Raw genomic sequence first — 16,389 nt, 5'->3', positions numbered from 1 at the left:
CGATCCGGTAGCGCCGGGCCATGCCCGGCGGTCGCGCGTCAGGCGAGCGTAATCCCCGCCTTGCCCAGCGCCTCGCGTACCATCGTATCGTTGGCCTCGGTCACCGGCCGGGTCAGCTCCCACAGGAACTTCACCTTGAAGCCGGACTTCACCGCGTCCTGCGCGCTCCACAGCACGCAGTAATCGCGGGCCAGGCCGCACACGTGCACTTCGCGGATACGGCGCTCATGCAGCCAGCCGGCCAGGCCGGTGGCCGGGCGCTCGCCATCGGGACCGTGGTTCTCGCGGAAGGCGCTGTACGAATCCACCTGTTGGCGCGTGCCCTTGCGCAGGATCAGGTCGGCCATGGCCCAGTCCACGTCCGGGTGCAGAGCGGCGCCATCGCTGCCCTGCACGCAATGGTCGGGCCACAGGGTCTGCGGCTGCGCGTGCAGCAGGATGGTCTCGAACGGGCGTTGGCCGGGGTGCTGGCTGGCGAACGAGGCGTGATCGGCCGGGTGCCAGTCCTGGGTGGCCACCACCGTGCGGTAGCGGCGCTGCGCCAGCAGTCCGGCAATCGGTGCCACCAGCGCATCACCCTGGTCGCAGGCCAGCGCGCCGCCCGGCATGAAGTCCGGCTGCAGGTCGATCACCAGCAGGGCGACGTCGGCGGGCAGGGCGGTCATGGCAGATCCACTACAAGAGAAGGGGCGACCAGCGTGGCCGCCCCTCGCTCACACGTCAATCGCCCTGCGGCGTCCCAGCGTCCTGCCCGTAGTACAGCAGGCCGATTTTGATCCGCTCGCGGCCGTTCTCGCGACGGTGGCGGTTGGCATCGCGCAGCGAATACACGCAGCCGCAGTACTCCTGCTGGTAGAACTGCTCGCGCTTGCTGATCTCGATCATGCGGCTGGCACCGCCGCCCTTGCGCCAGTTGTAGTCCCAGTACTGCAGGCCTTCGTAGCGCGAGGCGGCGCGGATGCCGCAATCGTTGATCTGCGCCATGTTCTTCCAGCGCGAGATGCCCAGCGACGAACTGATGGTGTCGTAGCCGTGCTCGTGCGCGTACAGCGCAGTGCGTTCGAAACGCATGTCGAAGCACATCGTGCAGCGGATGCCGCGTTCGGGCTCGTTCTCCATGCCACGCGCACGGCTGAACCAGTTGTCGGTGTCGTAGTCGCAGTCGATGAAGGGAATGCCATGCTGCTCGGCGAAGCGGATGTTTTCCTGCTTGCGCAGTTCGTATTCCTTCACCGGATGGATGTTGGGGTTGTAGAAGAAGATCGCGTAGTCGATCCCGGAGGCGGTGATCGCCTCCATTACCTCGCCGGAGCAGGGCGCGCAGCATGAATGCAGCAGCAGGCGCTTGCCGTTGGCAGGCAGGGTCAGGGTGGGGCGTTGGAACTCGGTCATCGTCAGGTACCGCATGGACCGCCGGCAACGGCGGTGGCCCATGCATCTGCGCGTGGGTGGACAGGGCTGGCCGGATACCGTGAAAAGGACGCACGCGGCCGCACTGCCCGCACGCGCAGGTCAGCGACGGCCCCGGCACCCTCCCCGCGGAGAGTCCAGGTCGAGTCAGGGGACGGTCGTGTCCCCCGGCCGGGGCCGGTATTCGGGCTGATGGACACGGGCCGCAGCCCACCTACTACCTGCCGCTTCCCAGGCGCGAGCCCAGTGCTGTTGGCAGGATTCGTTTCCATTCACCGCTGCGGGGCAGCTCCGGAATGGGCGCGCCAGGCGCCTTCACCGGATTCCCGTTCAAATCCCTGTCGCCATCAACGCTGCGGCGGGGATACCTTCGGCGTGCCCACGGTGGACGCGTCGAGGGCAATGGTCAAGGGTCAATGAAAGCTCGGGGCTCTGGTCCGTTTCTCAGGCCGTGAGAGCGCCGCTTGCCATACTGGGCATCGACAGACGGGAGGTGGCTCGTGGCGGCGAAGTACTGCGATCTGGTCATGAAAGGCGGCATCACCAGCGGCATCGTGTACCCCAATGCGGTACTGGCGCTGGCGCGCGAGTATCGCTTCAAGAGCATCGGCGGTACCTCGGCCGGCGCCATTGCTGCGGCGGTGGCGGCTGCGGCGGCATGCGGCGATCGTCGCCAGCAGGCCGGCGAGCACCTGCCCAGTGATGCCGGTTATGGGGGGCTGTCGGCGGTGTCGGCGCAGCTGTCGCGGCGCGGGTTCATCTACAGCCTGTTCCAACCGGCGCGGGGCGCGCGTGCGGCCTATCGGCTGCTGGTGGTGCTGACCGGCAATGCGGGCCTGCCACACAAGCTGCTGTGCCTGGCGGTGGCGGTATTCGAGATCGCGCCGCTGGAAGTGCTGGTGTCGCTGGCGCTGCTGCTGGGCCTGGGCGGGTGGGGCGGCGGCTGGAGCGGTGTGGCCGCCACGCTGCTGCCGTCGCTGCTGTGCGCCTACGGTGCCGGTGTGGCCGGTGCCGTGCTGCGCGTGGCCCGCGTGGCACGGCGCAACCTGCTGGGCCTGTGCAGTGGCCTTGGCCGCGATGCACGCAAACCGGCGTTGACCGAGTGGCTGCATGAGTGCCTGCAGCAGTTGTCAGGCAAGCCACTTGATGCACCGCTGACCTTCGCCGACCTGCACGACGCACCGCGCTATGCCGGCGAGCCGGACAGCCCGCACGCGATCAGCCTGCAGATGATCACCACCTGCGTCTCGCACAACGAGCCGCGTACGCTGCCACTGGGCGGCGCGCAGTTCTGGTTCCTGCGCGAAGAGTTCGAGCAGTTGTTCCCGGCCAGCGTGGTGCAGTGGCTGGTGGATCAGGCTGGCCCGCCGCTGGACGTGGAGGGGCGGCAGTACTACCACCTGCCGCAGGGCCCGAAGCTGCCGGTGCTGGTGGCCACACGCATGAGCCTGAGCTTCCCGTTGCTGATCAGCGCGGTGCCACTGCACGAACCCTCGCGCCGCGAGCGCCGCTGCGAACCCACCGCGCCGGCGGCCGACCCCGAGCACAACGTGGCCGACAGCATGGAAGGGCTGACCAGCGCCGGGCAGGCTTGCGGTCCGGTGATCACCGCCTTCCGCATCTGCTGGTTCTCCGATGGTGGCATCAGCAGCAACTTCCCGATCCATCTGTTTGACGCCGCATTGCCGCGCTGGCCGACCTTCGCCATCAACCTGGTCTACCCGCAGCACGCCGAAGACGTGAGCCAGGGCAGCGGTAGCCGGCAGGCACTGGAGCATGCCGTGTTCCTGCCCACCGAGAACCGCCACGGCTGGCAACGGCATTACCAGTCCATTGCCACGCCGCTGGCCGCAGCCGAGCTGGGGCGTTTCCTGTTCGCGGTGGTGGCGACCATGCAGAACTGGCGCGACCTGCTGCAGGCGCGCGCGCCGGGTTATCGCGACCGCATCGTGCATGTGAGCCTGCAGGGCGACGAAGGTGGCATGAACCTGGACATGCCGCAGGAGGTGCTGACCCGCATCGCCGACAAGGGCAGCCTGGCCGGTGCGCGGTTCTGTTCGTTCTCGTTCGAGAACCACTACTGGATCCGCTGGCGCAACCTGGCCTCGGCCTACCAACGGTACACGCTGGAAGTGGCCCGTACCGACGACCCGGCGCAGCAGGTACTGGCCTATCGCGCGGCGTACTCGATGGTCGCTCGCGGCGAACCGACACCGCCGTCGTACAAGCTGGGCTCGGAAGACAAGCGTCGCGGCTCGCAGCAGCTGTGGGCGCAGATGGTCGAGCAGGGCCGAACCTGGGAGGACCTGGGCCCTGACCTGACCGACGGCGCACCGCGTCCGCTGCCGCAGATGAAGGTGACGCCGATCTACTGAGCGCGATCGATACAATCGTGCTTCATGCTGCAAGGAGCTGTGGATGTCTGCCCGCCAGGAACTGTTGGATCTGCTTGAACGCCTTGATGCCCGCGACCCGGAGCACCTGCCGGTGGTGCCACTGGCCGCGTACTTCGAAGGCAATGATTTCGAAGAATGCATCGCGCCCAACCAATGGGGTTTCGGCCGTCCGCCGATTGCCGAGCTGTACGCGCGCCTGGCCGCGATTGCCGAAAAGCCCGAGGTGGAAGGCGTGTATGTAGGCCTGCACCAGGACTGGAGCAGCGCATTGGAAGACGACAGCGAATGGCCTGCCGCAGAGAACGTGCACGTGCTCACCCGCGCCGACGTCGAGACCGTGGAAGGCTGGCTGCAGGGTCTGGAATGCGACGGTGTGGGTGAAGGCTGGCCCTACGGCCAGCACATCGACGCCCCCGTACCCTCGCAAGGCCACCGCGTGCTGACCGTGTATTGGGATTAGTAGATCCACGCCACGCGTGGATGCATTTCGCGCACGGCCAGAGCGTGCCCACCAAGGTGGGCACCTACCCGTTGCTTCAGTCGAGCATGGCTCGACTCTACAGGGGTGCAGGGCGCAGCCCTGCAGAAGAACCTATCTCCCCGGCAACTGCGCGAACGCACGCTGCATGCAGTCCTCGCGCGGGCACACCCGGCACCCCGGGCCGATCGACACCGAATTGCCCGGGCTCTGCACATCCAGCCCCAGCGAATACACCAGCCGTTCGGCATGCTGCAGATCGCAGCCCAGCGCCACCGCGAAGGTCTTGCGCGGCTGGCCATGGCCGACCGGACCACTGCTGACTTGCCGTGCCAGCCAGAAATGCCGTCGCCCATCGGGCATGCGCGCGGTCTGCGTAAGGATGCGCCCGGGCTGGTTGAACGCCTCGTAGACGATCCACAGCGGGCACGATCCACCTACCTGCGAGAAGTGGAAATCGGTTGCCGAATGGCGCTTGGACACATTGCCGGCGCGATCCACGCGGATGAAGAAGAACGGCAGGCCGGGCGCGCTGCGCCGCGCGAGTGTGCTCAGCCGATGGCAGACCGCCTCGAAGCCGACGCCGAACTGGTGTGCCAGCAGTTCGATGTCGTAGCTGCTGGCCTCGGCCGCACGCAGGAAGCGCATGTACGGCATCACCAAGGCGCCAGCGAAATAGTTCGACAGACCGATGCGGGCCTGAGCGATGCGTGCCTCATCGGTGAAGCCGGCACGTGCCACCACCGCATCGATCTGCGGCAGGTAGCCGTGCAGGGCCAGCTCGGCGGCCATCTGGAATGCCTGCTGGCCTGGCTCCAGGTAGTCCGGCAACCACAGCCGCCGTGCTTCGGCATCGTACTGGCGCTTCTCGCGCCCGGCCTGCAGCGCGGCCACTTCCACCAGCACGCCGTGGCGGTCGGCCAGCAGCTGGCGCAGGCGTGGTGCCACGTGCCCGGGCGACAGCCCCCACTCGGCGAACAGACGCTCGGCCAGCTCGTCCAGTTCGGGAATGTGGTTGTGCATGCGGTTGAAGAACTCACGCACCTGGTCGCCTGCGGGCAGGATGCTGCCGGCGCCGGGTTCGCCCAGCTGGAACTCCAGGGCGGCGGCATGCTCACGCAGCGCCAGGTGGCGGCGGTGCAGATCCAGCAGGGCGCGGCTGACCTGCGGCAGGTTGCCGGCCAAGGCGCGCAGCTCGGTCGCGCTGACCTCCGCCAGGCCCAGGTCGCGCAGGGTTTCGCCCAGCGCTTCCTGCAGCGCGGCAGGCTCATCTTCGTCGAATAGTGAGGAAACGTCGCCCAATACTTCGCCCAGCTTCTTCTGAACGGCCGGGGTGAGTGGGCGCTTGTTGCGCTCGATCTGGTTCAGGTAACTGGCCGACAGGCCCAAGGCGCGGGCCAGATCCACCTGGCTGTAGCCGCGCTGCTCGCGCAGCCGCAGCAAGCGAAGGCCAAGCTGCCGCTGGCTGGACGAATAATTCACAAAATTAACATGAATCGTCTGGCGTGTTGGCCAGATTAAGCGGATTCAGGCCGGAAATCGAGGTGGCTGCTGTGAATAATGCCAAGCATCTTTCGAGCCCGTGGGATTGTCGTCATGACTGTTGAAGCGCCCCGTATCCGCATGCTGATCGATGGCCAGTTCATCGAATCGGCCACCTCCCACTGGCAGGACGTGATCAATCCGGCCACCCAGGACGTGCTGGCCAAGGTGCCTTTCGCCACCACCGCAGAAGTGGACGCCGCCGTCGCCGCCGCCAAGGAAGCCTTCAAGACCTGGCGCAAGACCCCGATCGGCACCCGCGCGCGCATCTTCCTGAAGTACCAGCAGCTGATCCGCGAGAACATGAGCGAGCTGGCCCACATCCTCACCGCCGAACAGGGCAAGACCCTGCCCGACGCCGAAGGCGATGTGTTCCGCGGCCTGGAAGTGGTCGAGCATGCGGCCGCCATCGGCAACCTGCAGCTGGGTGAGTTGGCCAACAACGTGGCCAATGGCGTGGATACCTACACGATCATGCAGCCGCTGGGCGTGTGCGCTGGCATCACCCCGTTCAACTTCCCGGCGATGATTCCGCTGTGGATGTTCCCGATGGCGATCGCCACCGGCAACACCTTCATCCTCAAGCCGTCCGAGCAGGACCCAATGGTCACCATGCGCCTGGTCGAGCTTGCCCTGGAAGCCGGCATTCCGAAGGGCGTGCTGAACGTCGTCCACGGCGGCGAGGAAGTGGTCAACGCGATCTGCGACCACCCGGACATCAAGGCCGTGTCGTTCGTCGGTTCCACCCGCGTCGGCACCCACGTGTACAACCGTGCCTCGCTGGCCGGCAAGCGCGTGCAGTGCATGATGGGCGCCAAGAACCACGCCGTGGTGCTGCCGGACGCCAACAAGGAACAGACCCTCAACGCGATGGTCGGCGCCGCCTTCGGTGCGGCCGGCCAGCGCTGCATGGCCGCCTCCACCCTGGTGCTGGTCGGTGAAGCGCGCAACTGGGTGCAGGATCTGGTTGAAAAGGCCAAGACCCTGAAGGTCAGTGCCGGCACCGTGGCCGGCACCGACGTCGGCCCGGTCATCTCCTGCAGCGCCCGCGAGCGTGTGGAAGGCCTGATCGCCTCGGGCGTGGAGCAGGGTGCCAAGCTGGTGCTGGATGGCCGCAAGCCGCAGGTCGATGGCTTCGAGAAGGGCAACTTCGTCGGCCCGACCATCTTTGCCGGTGTCACCACCGACATGCGCATCTACCAGGAAGAAATCTTCGGGCCGGTGCTGGTCATCCTCGAAGCAGAGACGCTGGAAGACGCCATCGCGATGGTCAACAGCAACCCGAACGGCAACGGCACCGCACTGTTCACCCAGTCCGGCGCTGCCGCGCGCAAGTTCCAGGAAGACATCGACGTCGGCCAGGTCGGCATCAACGTGCCGATCCCGGTGCCGGTACCGCTGTTCTCGTTCACCGGTTCGCGCGCCTCCAAGCTGGGCGACCTGGGCCCGTACGGCAAGCAGGTGGTGCTGTTCTACACCCAGACCAAGACGGTCACCGCGCGCTGGTTCGATGACGAGACGCTGAGCCACGGCGTCAACACCACGATCAGCCTGAAGTAACGGCAGGAGCAGCCATGAGCCACTCGATGACGACGGAACTGGACGAAGCACAGCAGGCGTACCGCGAGGCAGCGCGCGACTTCGCACAGGCCGAACTGGCGCCACACGCCGCGCGATGGGATGCGGAGGGCATCTTTCCGCGCGAGGCGATCGCCAAGGCCGGTGAGTTGGGCTTCTGCGGTCTGTACATGGACCCGGAAGTGGGCGGCAGCGGCTTGAGCCGGCTGGACGCCGCCGTCGTCATCGAGGAGCTCGCCAACGTCGATCCGTCGACGGCGGCGTACATCAGCATCCACAACATGGCCTCGTGGATGGTGTCCACGTGGGGCCAGCCGGCACTGCGCGATGCCTGGGGCAGCGACCTGTCCTCAGGCAGCAAGCTGGCCTCGTACTGCCTGACCGAGCCGGGCGCCGGTTCCGATGCGGCCTCGCTGAAGGCCACCGCCGTGCGCGATGGCGACTTCTATGTGCTGAACGGCTCGAAGGCCTTCATCTCCGGCGCTGGGGCCACCGAGCTGCTGGTGGTGATGGCGCGCACCGGCGGTGCCGGTGCCGGTGGTGTCAGCGCCATTGCCGTGCCGTCGGACCTGCAGGGCATCAGCTTCGGCCGCAAGGAAGAGAAGATGGGCTGGAACAGCCAGCCCACCCGCGGCATCACCTTCGAAAACGTCCGCGTGCCGGTCAGCCACCTTCTGGGAGAGGAAGGCGGCGGCTTCAAACTGGCGATGAAGGGGCTCGACGGCGGCCGCATCAACATCGCCGCCTGTTCGCTGGGTGCCGCGCAAGGTGCGCTGGATGCCGCACGCCGCTACATGGGCGAGCGCCGCCAGTTCGGCAAGGCGCTGGCCGAATTCCAGGCGCTGCAGTTCAAGCTGGCCGACATGGTCACCCAGCTGGTGGCCGCGCGGCAGATGGTGCACACCGCCGCACGCAAGCTCGATGCCGGTGCCAGCGACGCCAACGTGTGGTGCGCGATGGCCAAGCGTTTCGCTACCGATGCCGGTTTCAACGTCTGCAACGAAGCGCTGCAGATCCACGGTGGCTACGGCTACATCCGTGAATACCCGATCGAACGCCTGCTGCGTGACTGCCGTGTGCACCAGATCCTGGAAGGCACCAACGAGATCATGCGGGTGATCGTTGCCCGTCACCTGCTCAACACCGAAGAGGAACTGCGATGAAGGATTGGCGTACCCAGGAGCACGTGGGCCTGAAGGTCGAGGCCGACGGCCATACCGCCGTGGTCACCCTGAACAACCCGCCGGCGCACACCTGGACCGTGCACAGCCTGTCGGCGCTGCGCGACCTGGTGGGCGCGCTCAACGCAGACCGCGACATCTACGCGTTGGTGATTACCGGTGACGGCGAGAAGTTCTTCTCCGCCGGTGCCGACCTCAACCAGTTCGCCTCCGGCGATAAGGCCGCTGCGCGCGAGGCCGCGCGTCGCTTCGGTGAAGCCTTCGAAGCGCTGTCCGGGTTCCGTGGCGTGTCGATCGCCGCCATCAACGGCTACGCCATGGGCGGTGGCCTGGAATGCGCACTGGCCTGCGACCTGCGCATCATCGAAGACCACGCCCAGGTGGCGCTGCCGGAGGCCACCGTCGGCCTGCTGCCGTGTGCCGGTGGCACCCAGAACCTGCCGCGCCTGGTGGGCGAGGGCTGGGCCAAGCGCATGATCCTGCTGGGCGAGCGCATCAATGCCGAGACCGCACTGCGCATTGGCCTGGCCGAAGAAAAGGTCGGCAAGGGCGAAGCCAAGGCACTGGCACTGGAATGGGCGAAGAAGGCCGGCAAGCAGAGCCCGACCAGCATAGCCGCCTGCAAGACGCTGGTACAGGCCACCCGCGCCGGCACCCACGCCTCGGCGCTGGTGGCCGAGCGCGAAGCCTTCGTCGACCTGTTCGACACCGCCGACCAGGTCGAGGGCGTAACCGCCTTCCTGGAAAAGCGCACCGCGCAGTGGAAGAACGCATGAGCATCGACACCGCTGCCGACGACGCACCGGTGCTGTTCGAAGAGCGCGTGGCCGGCAATGGCACGCGCATCGGCATCGCCACGCTCAACGCGCCGCGCACGCTCAACGGATTCTCGCTGCCGATGGCGCACCTGCTGCTGAAGCAGTTGAATGCCTGGGCCGACGACGACGGCATCGCCATGGTGGTGCTGCAGGGCGCCGGTGAAAAGGCGTTCTGCGCCGGCGGCGACCTGCACAGCCTGTACAAGAGCATGGTCGCCTTCCGCGAGGCCGGCCACAGCGACATCCGCCAGAACGCCTATGCTGCCGAGTTCTTCGACGTCGAATACCGCGTCGATTACCTCATCCACACCTACGCCAAGCCGATCCTGTGCTGGGGCCATGGCATTGTGATGGGCGGCGGCATCGGCCTGATGTCCGGTGCCAGCCACCGCGTGGTCAGCGAACGTTCCAAGCTGGCCTTCCCGGAAATCACCGTCGGCCTGTTCCCCGATGTCGGTGGCAGCTGGCTGCTGCCGCGGGTGCCGGCCAAGGGCGGCCTGTTCCTGGCCCTGACCGGTGCACTGCTCAACCCGGGCGATGCCATCTATGCCGGCCTGGCCGATGTGCACGTGGCCGAAGAGCGCCGCAGTGCAGTGTTCGATGCGCTGCTGCAGGTGGCCTGGTCCAGCCACCCCGCACACAACCACGAACGCCTGACCCACCTGCTGCAGTCGCATGCCAGTGATGCTGCGACCGGTCCACTGCTGGCCAATGCGGCACAGGTCGAGGCGCTGTGCGAAGGCGATGACCTGCAGGCCATCGTGGCGCGCATTACCGGCCTGCAGACCGACGACGCCTGGTTGCAGGCGGCTCAGAAGACCCTTGCTGCCGGTGCGCCGGGTTCGGCGCGGCTGGCCTTCGAGCTTCAGCGTCGCAGCGCCGGCCAGGATCTGGCCGCGATCTACCGCCTGGAGTACATCGTCGCCCTGCATTGCGCCGCCCATGGTGATTTCGCCGAAGGCATCCGCGCGCTGCTGATCGACAAGGATCGCAATCCGCAGTGGAACCCGGCCACCCTGGCCGGGGCCACCGGCGCGTGGGCCGACACCTTCTTTGCTTCCCCCTGGGCCGATGCCGCGCATCCGCTGGCCGACCTGGGCTCTCCCCTTGTTGAAAGGAGCCTTGCATGAGCCGCATTGCATTCATCGGGTTGGGCAACATGGGTGGCCCGATGGCCGCCAATCTGGTCAAGAACGGCCACAGCGTGCGCGTGTTCGATCTGGTTCCGGCCGCGGTCCAGGCCGCCGTTGACGCCGGTGCCAGTGCTGCGTCGTCGGCACGCGACACCCTGGCCGACGCCGAAGTGGTGATCTCCATGCTGCCAGCCAGCCGTCACGTCGAAGGCGTGTACCTGGGCGACGACGGCATCCTCGCCGCGATCCCGGATGGCGCACTGGTCATCGACTGCAGCACGATCGCACCGGCCAGCGCGCGCAAGGTGTCAGAGGCCGCCGCCGCACGTGGCCTGCAGATGATCGATGCACCGGTCTCCGGTGGTACCGCAGGCGCCCAGGCCGGCACGCTGACCTTCATCGTCGGTGGCGAAGAGGACGCGCTGGAGCGTGCCCGTCCGGTGCTGCAGGCGATGGGCAAAAACATCTTCCACGTGGGCGCCAGCGGCGCCGGCCAGGTCGCCAAGCTGTGCAACAACATGGCGCTGGGCGTGATCATGGCGGTGACCGGTGAAGCCATTGCGCTGGGCGTGGCACACGGGCTGGACCCGAAGGTGCTGTCGCAGATGATGGCGGTCAGCACTGGCCGCAGCTGGGCTACCGAAGTGTGCAACCCGTGGCCGGGCGTGCTGGAAAATGCGCCGGCCTCGCGCGGCTACAGCGGCGGTTTCGGCAGCGATCTGATGCTGAAGGACATGGGGCTGGCAGTGGAAGCGGCGATGAGTGTCGGCGCCTCGATCCCGCTGGGCGAAGTGGCCCGCAACCTGTACTCGATGAACCACCAGGCTGGCCGCGGCAAGCTGGATTTCTCCAGCGTCGTGCAGCTCATCACGAGCGAGAAGTAAGGCTTGGATATGTAGAGCCGAGCCCGTGCTCGGCTGCTTTTCCGCCGGATGTTCCCGCGCCGGACGGATCAGCCGAGCAGGGGCTCGGCTCTACAGAAGCGAATGCGTCCCCGGCTGCGCGCCGGGGCCCACCCGAGGTGGGATGGGCGGATGTTCGGTTTCGACCGGCATCCGCCCATTTTTTTCCCTCGCTCGGGTAGTGCCGGCCGCTGGCCGGCAGCACCCCATCAGGCAACGATCAGCGTCACGTCGATGTTGCCGCGGGTGGCATTCGAGTACGGGCACACGATGTGCGCCTTCTGCACCAGCTCTTCCACCTGCTCGCGCGGCACGCCGGGCACGTTGATGGTCAGCTCGGCTTCGATGCCGAAGCCGGTCGGGATCTGGCCGATGCCGACCTTGCCGGTCACGGTGGTGTCGGCCGGCAGCGCGACCTTGGCCTGGCCGGCCACGAACTTCAGCGCACCCAGGAAGCAGGCAGAGTAACCGGCCGCAAACAGCTGCTCCGGGTTGGTACCCGGGCCACCGGCGCCGCCCAGCTCGCGCGGGGTCGACAGCTGGATGTCCAGCACGTTGTCGGAGGAGACGGAACGGCCTTCACGGCCGCCGGTGGAGGTGGCCTGGGCGGTGTACAGAACCTTTTCGATGGACATCGGGATGCTCCTGGTCAGTGGGTGGGTGGTGCGATGGAGACTACTTTGCCCGCTTTCCGCGTACGTTGGGTTGCAGAACGTACTAAAAAATTGATCGATCGTCCTGCGGGCCTAGATCGTCCACTCGCGGTCGGTGGTGAACATGATCGTCAACCAGCGGTCCGGCGAGGCCTCGCCCAGCGCATCGCCGATCTCGTCGCGCAACTGGTCCCATTCCACCAGCGGCCGCGGCGGGTCGTTTTCCGGCACCACGAAGAACAGCTCGATCTGCTCGCCTCGCCCCACCTGCGCCACGTAGCTGCGGTGCTCGACGAAGCCGTGCTTGGCGACGATGTCGCGCGCCACCGCATCCACGTGCGCCTGCAGCTCCGGCGGGGTGACCAGCAGGATGCCGGCCAGCGCCCGGCGCACGGTGCCGAGCGGGGCGATCATCACCAGCACGCAGACGAAGGCAAGGATGGCCGGGTCGATGTACGGCCCGACCCAGGCCCAGGACGTGCCCTGCACCAGCACGCCGCCGAGGAAGGCCAGCAGGTAGCAGGCCGACATGCTGGCCGCGATCACCCAGTTCTTCGCATCCAGTGCGATGAACTCCGAGCCGATGCGGCGGTTGGCGCGCAGGATGAACCATGCCAGTGCGCCTTCGCCGACGATGGACAGCCCGGCGAAGGCGATGGCCGGGCCCAGCGCAATGTGGCGGCCACCGGACATCAGCGCATCCACCGCATTGACCAGGGCATACAGTGCCGCACCGATCATCAGCGTGCCGCTCACCCCCAGCACGATCGGCTCCAAGTGCCAGAAGCCCATGGTGAAGCGCTGGTTGAGCCGCGATTGCAGCGCGTCGGTCTGGGTGGACAGCGCGATCAGCCGTGCCACCAGCAGCGACAGCCAGGTCATCACCACGTCGATCAGGCCGTAGATGCCATCGAAGATGATCAGCGAGGAATTGGCCAGCAGGCCGAACACCACCGCCGCCGCGGCCAGCAGCAGCGAAGCGGCGATCGACAGGCGCAGCACGCCCTGTTCGGTGGTGGGGTCGAAGAACTGCGGGCGGTCGTTGGCCATGCCTGGATTGTAGAGCGGAGCCACGCTCCGCTGCCGTTGCGGACTGTCCCCTACATGGCAGACCACGCACGCTGCCGGGCTTCCTGGCAGCCTGGGTGTTCTACGGGCTGACTTCACGCCCCAAGCCACCGCAGTTCGAAAGGACCGTGGAAGCGCTGGTATTTACCTTCGTAGTCCAGGCGCTGGTCAAGTTCATCGAACTGATGCTCCTGCTGGCGGGTCGCTGCTTTGTGCTGGGGATCTGGACCGAGACCAGCAGCCTGCTCTGGGGGTTTGTCCTCGCCGGACTGCTGGGGACAGGATTGGCCCTCGCTGCGAACAAGGACTTTCTCCACGCGGGTCTCCGCCGCGCAGGCTTCACCACGCGGACGTCCCACCCCAGCGAGTGGTACTGCGTGCTCGGTACGCGTCCTGCTTTCGTGGTGCTGCAACTGAAGGATGGCCGTCGACTGACCGGCTACCCCAAGGAGTGGCCGATCAGCCCGGCTGCGGGACAGTTCTACATGCAGATGCCGGCCTGGCTCGTGGATGCGGATCCGCCAGATGAAGGTGCGGATCCGCTGGCAAACCCCGCCGTGGTGGAGCTTCCGCAGCTCGATGGCATACTGATTCACGCGGTGGATGTGCAATGGGTCGAGATTCTCCAGGAGACAGACAATGGCTAAGTTGAGGAAGGGTTCCAACCCACCACTGGACCAGCTGGTCGTATCCATGGAGAACCCAAACCCCAAGCTCCCCGAGGGCAGGAAGCGTCCGCTGCCACCGCCCAGCCCACCCCGGCCGCCAGCCGGAAGCGGGCCCAACCGGCGCTTGCCGCGCGACTGACCGGGCGCATTCAGCCGGGCGGTGTAAACTATTGATCTCACTGGCAATGCCAGTCTCCACGATCAACGCCCCGATGACGCCCGCCACCGCCCGTTACGCCGATTCCCTGCGCCTGTCCGTTGCCCCCATGATGGACTGGACGGATCGCCATTGCCGCGTGTTCCATCGCGTGCTGGCGCCGGGTGCGCGCCTGTACACGGAAATGGTGCACGCCAACGCGGTCATCCACGGCGACCGCGAGCGCCTGCTCGGCTTCGACCGCAGCGAACAGCCGCTGGCGCTGCAGCTGGGTGGCAGCGATCCGGCCCTGCTGGCGCAGGCTGCGCGCATTGCCGCCGAGTGGGGATACGACGAGGTCAACCTCAACTGCGGCTGCCCGTCCGACCGCGTGCAGGCCGGGCGTTTCGGCGCTTGCCTGATGCGCGAGCCGGTGCTGGTGGCCGAGTGCGTGGCGGCGATGGTCGATGCGGTCGACATCCCGGTGACGGTGAAATGCCGCCTGGGCGTGGACGAGGACAACGATTACGACGTGTTCGCCGCCTTCGTCGACCGCCAGGTCGCCGCCGGTGCCGCAATGGTGGTGGTGCATGCGCGCAACGCGTGGCTGAAGGGCCTGTCGCCGAAGGAGAACCGCGAGGTTCCGCCGCTGAAGTACGACTGGGCCTACCGCCTCAAGCAGGAGCGCCCGGCACTGCCGGTGGTGATCAACGGCGGCCTGGCCAGCATCGAGGCGGTGCAGGCGCAGGCCGCGCACGTCGATGGTGTGATGCTGGGCCGCGCGGCCTACCACGACCCCTACCTGCTGCATCAGCTGGAGGCGCTGCACACCGGCGCCCCGCTGCAGGCCCGTGGTGACCTGTTGCGCGCGCTGCGCCCCTACGTCGAGGCGCGTCTGGGCGAAGGCCTGGCGCTGAAGCACATCACCCGCCACCTGCTCGGCCTGTTCCACGGCCAACCCGGCGGCCGCGCATTCCGTCAGGTGCTGAGCGAGGGCGCACACCGCCCGGGCGCCGACTGGAGCCTGGTCGAACAGGCCTTGGCGGTCACCGAACGCGAAGCTGATCGCGCCGCAGCGTGACGTCGGTCACAGTCCTGACTTGACAAGGGGCGGCGATTCGTCCCGAATGTTCACCTAGATGAACAACTCGCGGCATCGCCCGGAAAAGTTCAGATCGGATTCACTGCCCCAAACCAAGAATTTGCAAAGGAATTGTAAAGGCCGGGTCCCGTACCCGGCTTCCGGATTTACGACTTTTGAACGAATCGCCGTGCTCGGCTAGGATCGCATCGATGTCTCCCGCTCCCTTCCATCGCCGCATTGCCCTGGCCACCTGCGTGGCGCTGTCGGCTGTGCCGTTGTCGTCGGCGCTTGCGCAGCAGCCGCCGCGTGGCGACCAGGGGCGGGCGGAGATGATGGAGCGGGGCGAGCGCGGTGGCCGTGGCGACGAGCGCTCGCTGTCCGATGCCGTGCGCCGCGTGCAGCGCACCACCGGCGGCCACATCCTCGGCGCCGAGCGTGTGCCGTTCGATGGGCGTGACATCAACCGGGTGAAGTACATGGACGACCGGGGCCGTGTCCGCTACATGGACGACCCCGCCCCGTCGCGTTCACAGCCGCGCACGCCGCGGTCGGATATGTCATCACTACGCGGCGATAACCCCTGAACAGGGATAGTTGTCGCTATCAACCCGTACCCCACAGGCCTCCGGGCCACACCCAGGACACTAGGGAGAGTTCATGCGTATCCTTCTGGTCGAAGACGAAGCCCCGCTGCGTGAGACCCTGGCAGCCCGGCTCAAGCGCGAAGGCTTTGCCGTCGATGCTGCGCAGGACGGCGAGGAAGGCCTCTACATGGGGCGCGAAGTTCCGTTCGATGTCGGCATCATCGACCTCGGCCTGCCCAAGATGTCGGGCATGGAGCTGATCAAAGCCCTGCGTGACGAAGGCAAGAAGTTCCCGGTGCTGATCCTGACCGCGCGTTCGAGCTGGCAGGACAAGGTCGAGGGCCTGAAGCAGGGCGCCGACGATTACCTGGTCAAGCCGTTCCACGTCGAAGAGCTGCTTGCCCGCGTCAACGCGTTGCTGCGCCGCGCCGCCGGCTGGAGCAAGCCGACCCTGGAATGCGGTCCCGTTGCACTGGATCTCGCCGCCCAGACCGTCAGCGTCTCTGGCAGCAATGTGGACCTGACCAGCTACGAGTACAAGGTGCTGGAGTACCTGATGATGCACGCCGGTGAACTGGTCTCCAAGGCCGACCTCACCGAGCACATCTACCAGCAGGACTTCGACCGCGATTCGAACGTGCTGGAAGTGTTCATCGGCCGCCTGCGCAAGAAGCTGGACCCGGATGGCGAACTGAAGCCGATCGAGACCGTGCGCGGCCGCGGCTACCGTTTCGCGATTCCGCGCAACGAGGGCTGAG

16 protein-coding genes and 1 riboswitch are annotated in these 16,389 nt (G+C 66.8%); of the genes, 11 read left to right on the top strand and 5 right to left on the bottom strand.

Going from position 1 to position 16,389, the window contains the following annotated elements; translation table 11 throughout:
* Nucleotides 1-38: 38 nt before the first annotated feature.
* Nucleotides 39-665 carry a bifunctional nicotinamidase/pyrazinamidase gene (gene pncA, locus ACTXG9_RS17245; protein WP_111097699.1) on the bottom strand — a complete coding sequence of 209 codons (627 nt, stop codon included), beginning with the start codon at nt 663-665 and terminating at the stop codon, nt 39-41.
* A gap of 55 nt (nt 666-720) precedes the next feature.
* Nucleotides 721-1,407 (bottom strand): epoxyqueuosine reductase QueH, encoded by a 687-nt coding sequence (locus ACTXG9_RS17240; RefSeq protein WP_019661858.1) that lies wholly within the window; start codon nt 1,405-1,407, stop codon nt 721-723.
* 161 nt (nt 1,408-1,568) lie between these two features.
* A riboswitch (cobalamin riboswitch) is annotated at nt 1,569-1,783 on the bottom strand.
* A 127-nt stretch (nt 1,784-1,910) separates the two neighbouring features.
* On the opposite strand from ACTXG9_RS17240, the gene ACTXG9_RS17235 reads away from it, so the two are divergent.
* Together ACTXG9_RS17235 and ACTXG9_RS17230 are read left to right on the top strand one after the other, a co-directional pair.
* Nucleotides 1,911-3,785, top strand: coding sequence for a patatin-like phospholipase family protein (locus ACTXG9_RS17235; RefSeq protein WP_111101764.1), 1,875 nt, complete (start codon nt 1,911-1,913; stop codon nt 3,783-3,785).
* Between the two features lie 43 nt (nt 3,786-3,828).
* Complete coding sequence (locus ACTXG9_RS17230; RefSeq protein ID WP_111097697.1) at nt 3,829-4,266, top strand: hypothetical protein; 438 nt, start codon at nt 3,829-3,831, stop codon at nt 4,264-4,266.
* 132 nt (nt 4,267-4,398) lie between these two features.
* Here the strand turns inward: ACTXG9_RS17230 and ACTXG9_RS17225 are convergent, their stop codons facing one another.
* Entirely contained in the window at nt 4,399-5,766 is a 1,368-nt protein-coding gene (locus tag ACTXG9_RS17225) for a helix-turn-helix domain-containing protein (protein WP_019661852.1), read from the bottom strand.
* A 114-nt stretch (nt 5,767-5,880) separates the two neighbouring features.
* Here ACTXG9_RS17225 and ACTXG9_RS17220 point away from each other — a divergent pair, with 114 nt between their 5' ends.
* Genes ACTXG9_RS17220 through mmsB form a run of 5 tightly spaced genes read left to right on the top strand, consistent with a single transcriptional unit; the run spans nt 5,881 to nt 11,420 of the window.
* Nucleotides 5,881-7,386: a CoA-acylating methylmalonate-semialdehyde dehydrogenase gene (locus ACTXG9_RS17220; RefSeq protein ID WP_019661851.1), complete on the top strand. Its 1,506-nt coding sequence runs from the start codon at nt 5,881-5,883 to the stop codon at nt 7,384-7,386.
* 14 nt (nt 7,387-7,400) lie between these two features.
* Nucleotides 7,401-8,567, top strand: coding sequence for an acyl-CoA dehydrogenase family protein (locus tag ACTXG9_RS17215; protein ID WP_288039868.1), 1,167 nt, complete (start codon nt 7,401-7,403; stop codon nt 8,565-8,567).
* Nucleotides 8,564-9,361, top strand: coding sequence for an enoyl-CoA hydratase (locus tag ACTXG9_RS17210; protein ID WP_456115769.1), 798 nt, complete (start codon nt 8,564-8,566; stop codon nt 9,359-9,361). Before ACTXG9_RS17215 ends, ACTXG9_RS17210 begins: the two co-directional genes overlap by 4 nt.
* Nucleotides 9,358-10,533 (top strand): enoyl-CoA hydratase/isomerase family protein, encoded by a 1,176-nt coding sequence (locus tag ACTXG9_RS17205; protein ID WP_155028810.1) that lies wholly within the window; start codon nt 9,358-9,360, stop codon nt 10,531-10,533. The genes ACTXG9_RS17210 and ACTXG9_RS17205 overlap by 4 nt, the downstream gene beginning before the upstream one ends.
* Nucleotides 10,530-11,420, top strand: a complete 891-nt coding sequence (mmsB, locus tag ACTXG9_RS17200) for a 3-hydroxyisobutyrate dehydrogenase (RefSeq protein WP_021203766.1) — start codon at nt 10,530-10,532, stop codon at nt 11,418-11,420. The genes ACTXG9_RS17205 and mmsB overlap by 4 nt, the downstream gene beginning before the upstream one ends.
* 227 nt (nt 11,421-11,647) lie before the next feature.
* On the opposite strand, the gene ACTXG9_RS17195 is transcribed toward mmsB, so the two are convergent.
* The gene (locus tag ACTXG9_RS17195; protein ID WP_004153735.1) at nt 11,648-12,073 is read right to left on the bottom strand and encodes an organic hydroperoxide resistance protein; all 426 of its coding nucleotides are present in this window, start codon (nt 12,071-12,073) and stop codon (nt 11,648-11,650) included.
* 111 nt (nt 12,074-12,184) lie between these two features.
* Nucleotides 12,185-13,141: a cation diffusion facilitator family transporter gene (locus ACTXG9_RS17190; protein WP_456115773.1), complete on the bottom strand. Its 957-nt coding sequence runs from the start codon at nt 13,139-13,141 to the stop codon at nt 12,185-12,187.
* Between the two features lie 2 nt (nt 13,142-13,143).
* On the opposite strand from ACTXG9_RS17190, the gene ACTXG9_RS17185 reads away from it, so the two are divergent.
* The 4 genes from ACTXG9_RS17185 to ACTXG9_RS17170 all read left to right on the top strand — a co-directional run bounded on the left by ACTXG9_RS17185 (nt 13,144) and on the right by ACTXG9_RS17170 (nt 16,388).
* On the top strand, nt 13,144-13,806 hold the full coding sequence (locus ACTXG9_RS17185; RefSeq protein ID WP_456115772.1) for a DUF6338 family protein: 663 nt from the start codon (nt 13,144-13,146) through the stop codon (nt 13,804-13,806).
* Nucleotides 13,807-14,012: 206 nt separating this feature from the next.
* Nucleotides 14,013-15,044 carry a tRNA dihydrouridine(20/20a) synthase DusA gene (gene dusA, locus ACTXG9_RS17180; RefSeq protein WP_456115768.1) on the top strand — a complete coding sequence of 344 codons (1,032 nt, stop codon included), beginning with the start codon at nt 14,013-14,015 and terminating at the stop codon, nt 15,042-15,044.
* Nucleotides 15,045-15,256: 212 nt separating this feature from the next.
* Nucleotides 15,257-15,631: a hypothetical protein gene (locus tag ACTXG9_RS17175; RefSeq protein WP_021203829.1), complete on the top strand. Its 375-nt coding sequence runs from the start codon at nt 15,257-15,259 to the stop codon at nt 15,629-15,631.
* Between the two features lie 73 nt (nt 15,632-15,704).
* A complete protein-coding gene (locus tag ACTXG9_RS17170) occupies nt 15,705-16,388 on the top strand; it encodes a response regulator transcription factor (RefSeq protein WP_053520384.1) in 684 nt (227 codons plus the stop codon).
* The last annotated feature ends 1 nt before the right edge of the window (nt 16,389 follow it).

It is taken from the genome of Stenotrophomonas maltophilia group sp. LNF247 (assembly GCF_054083135.1).
The sequence above is the reverse complement of the archived record's forward strand: the minus strand, read 5'-3'. Positions and strand labels throughout refer to the sequence as shown.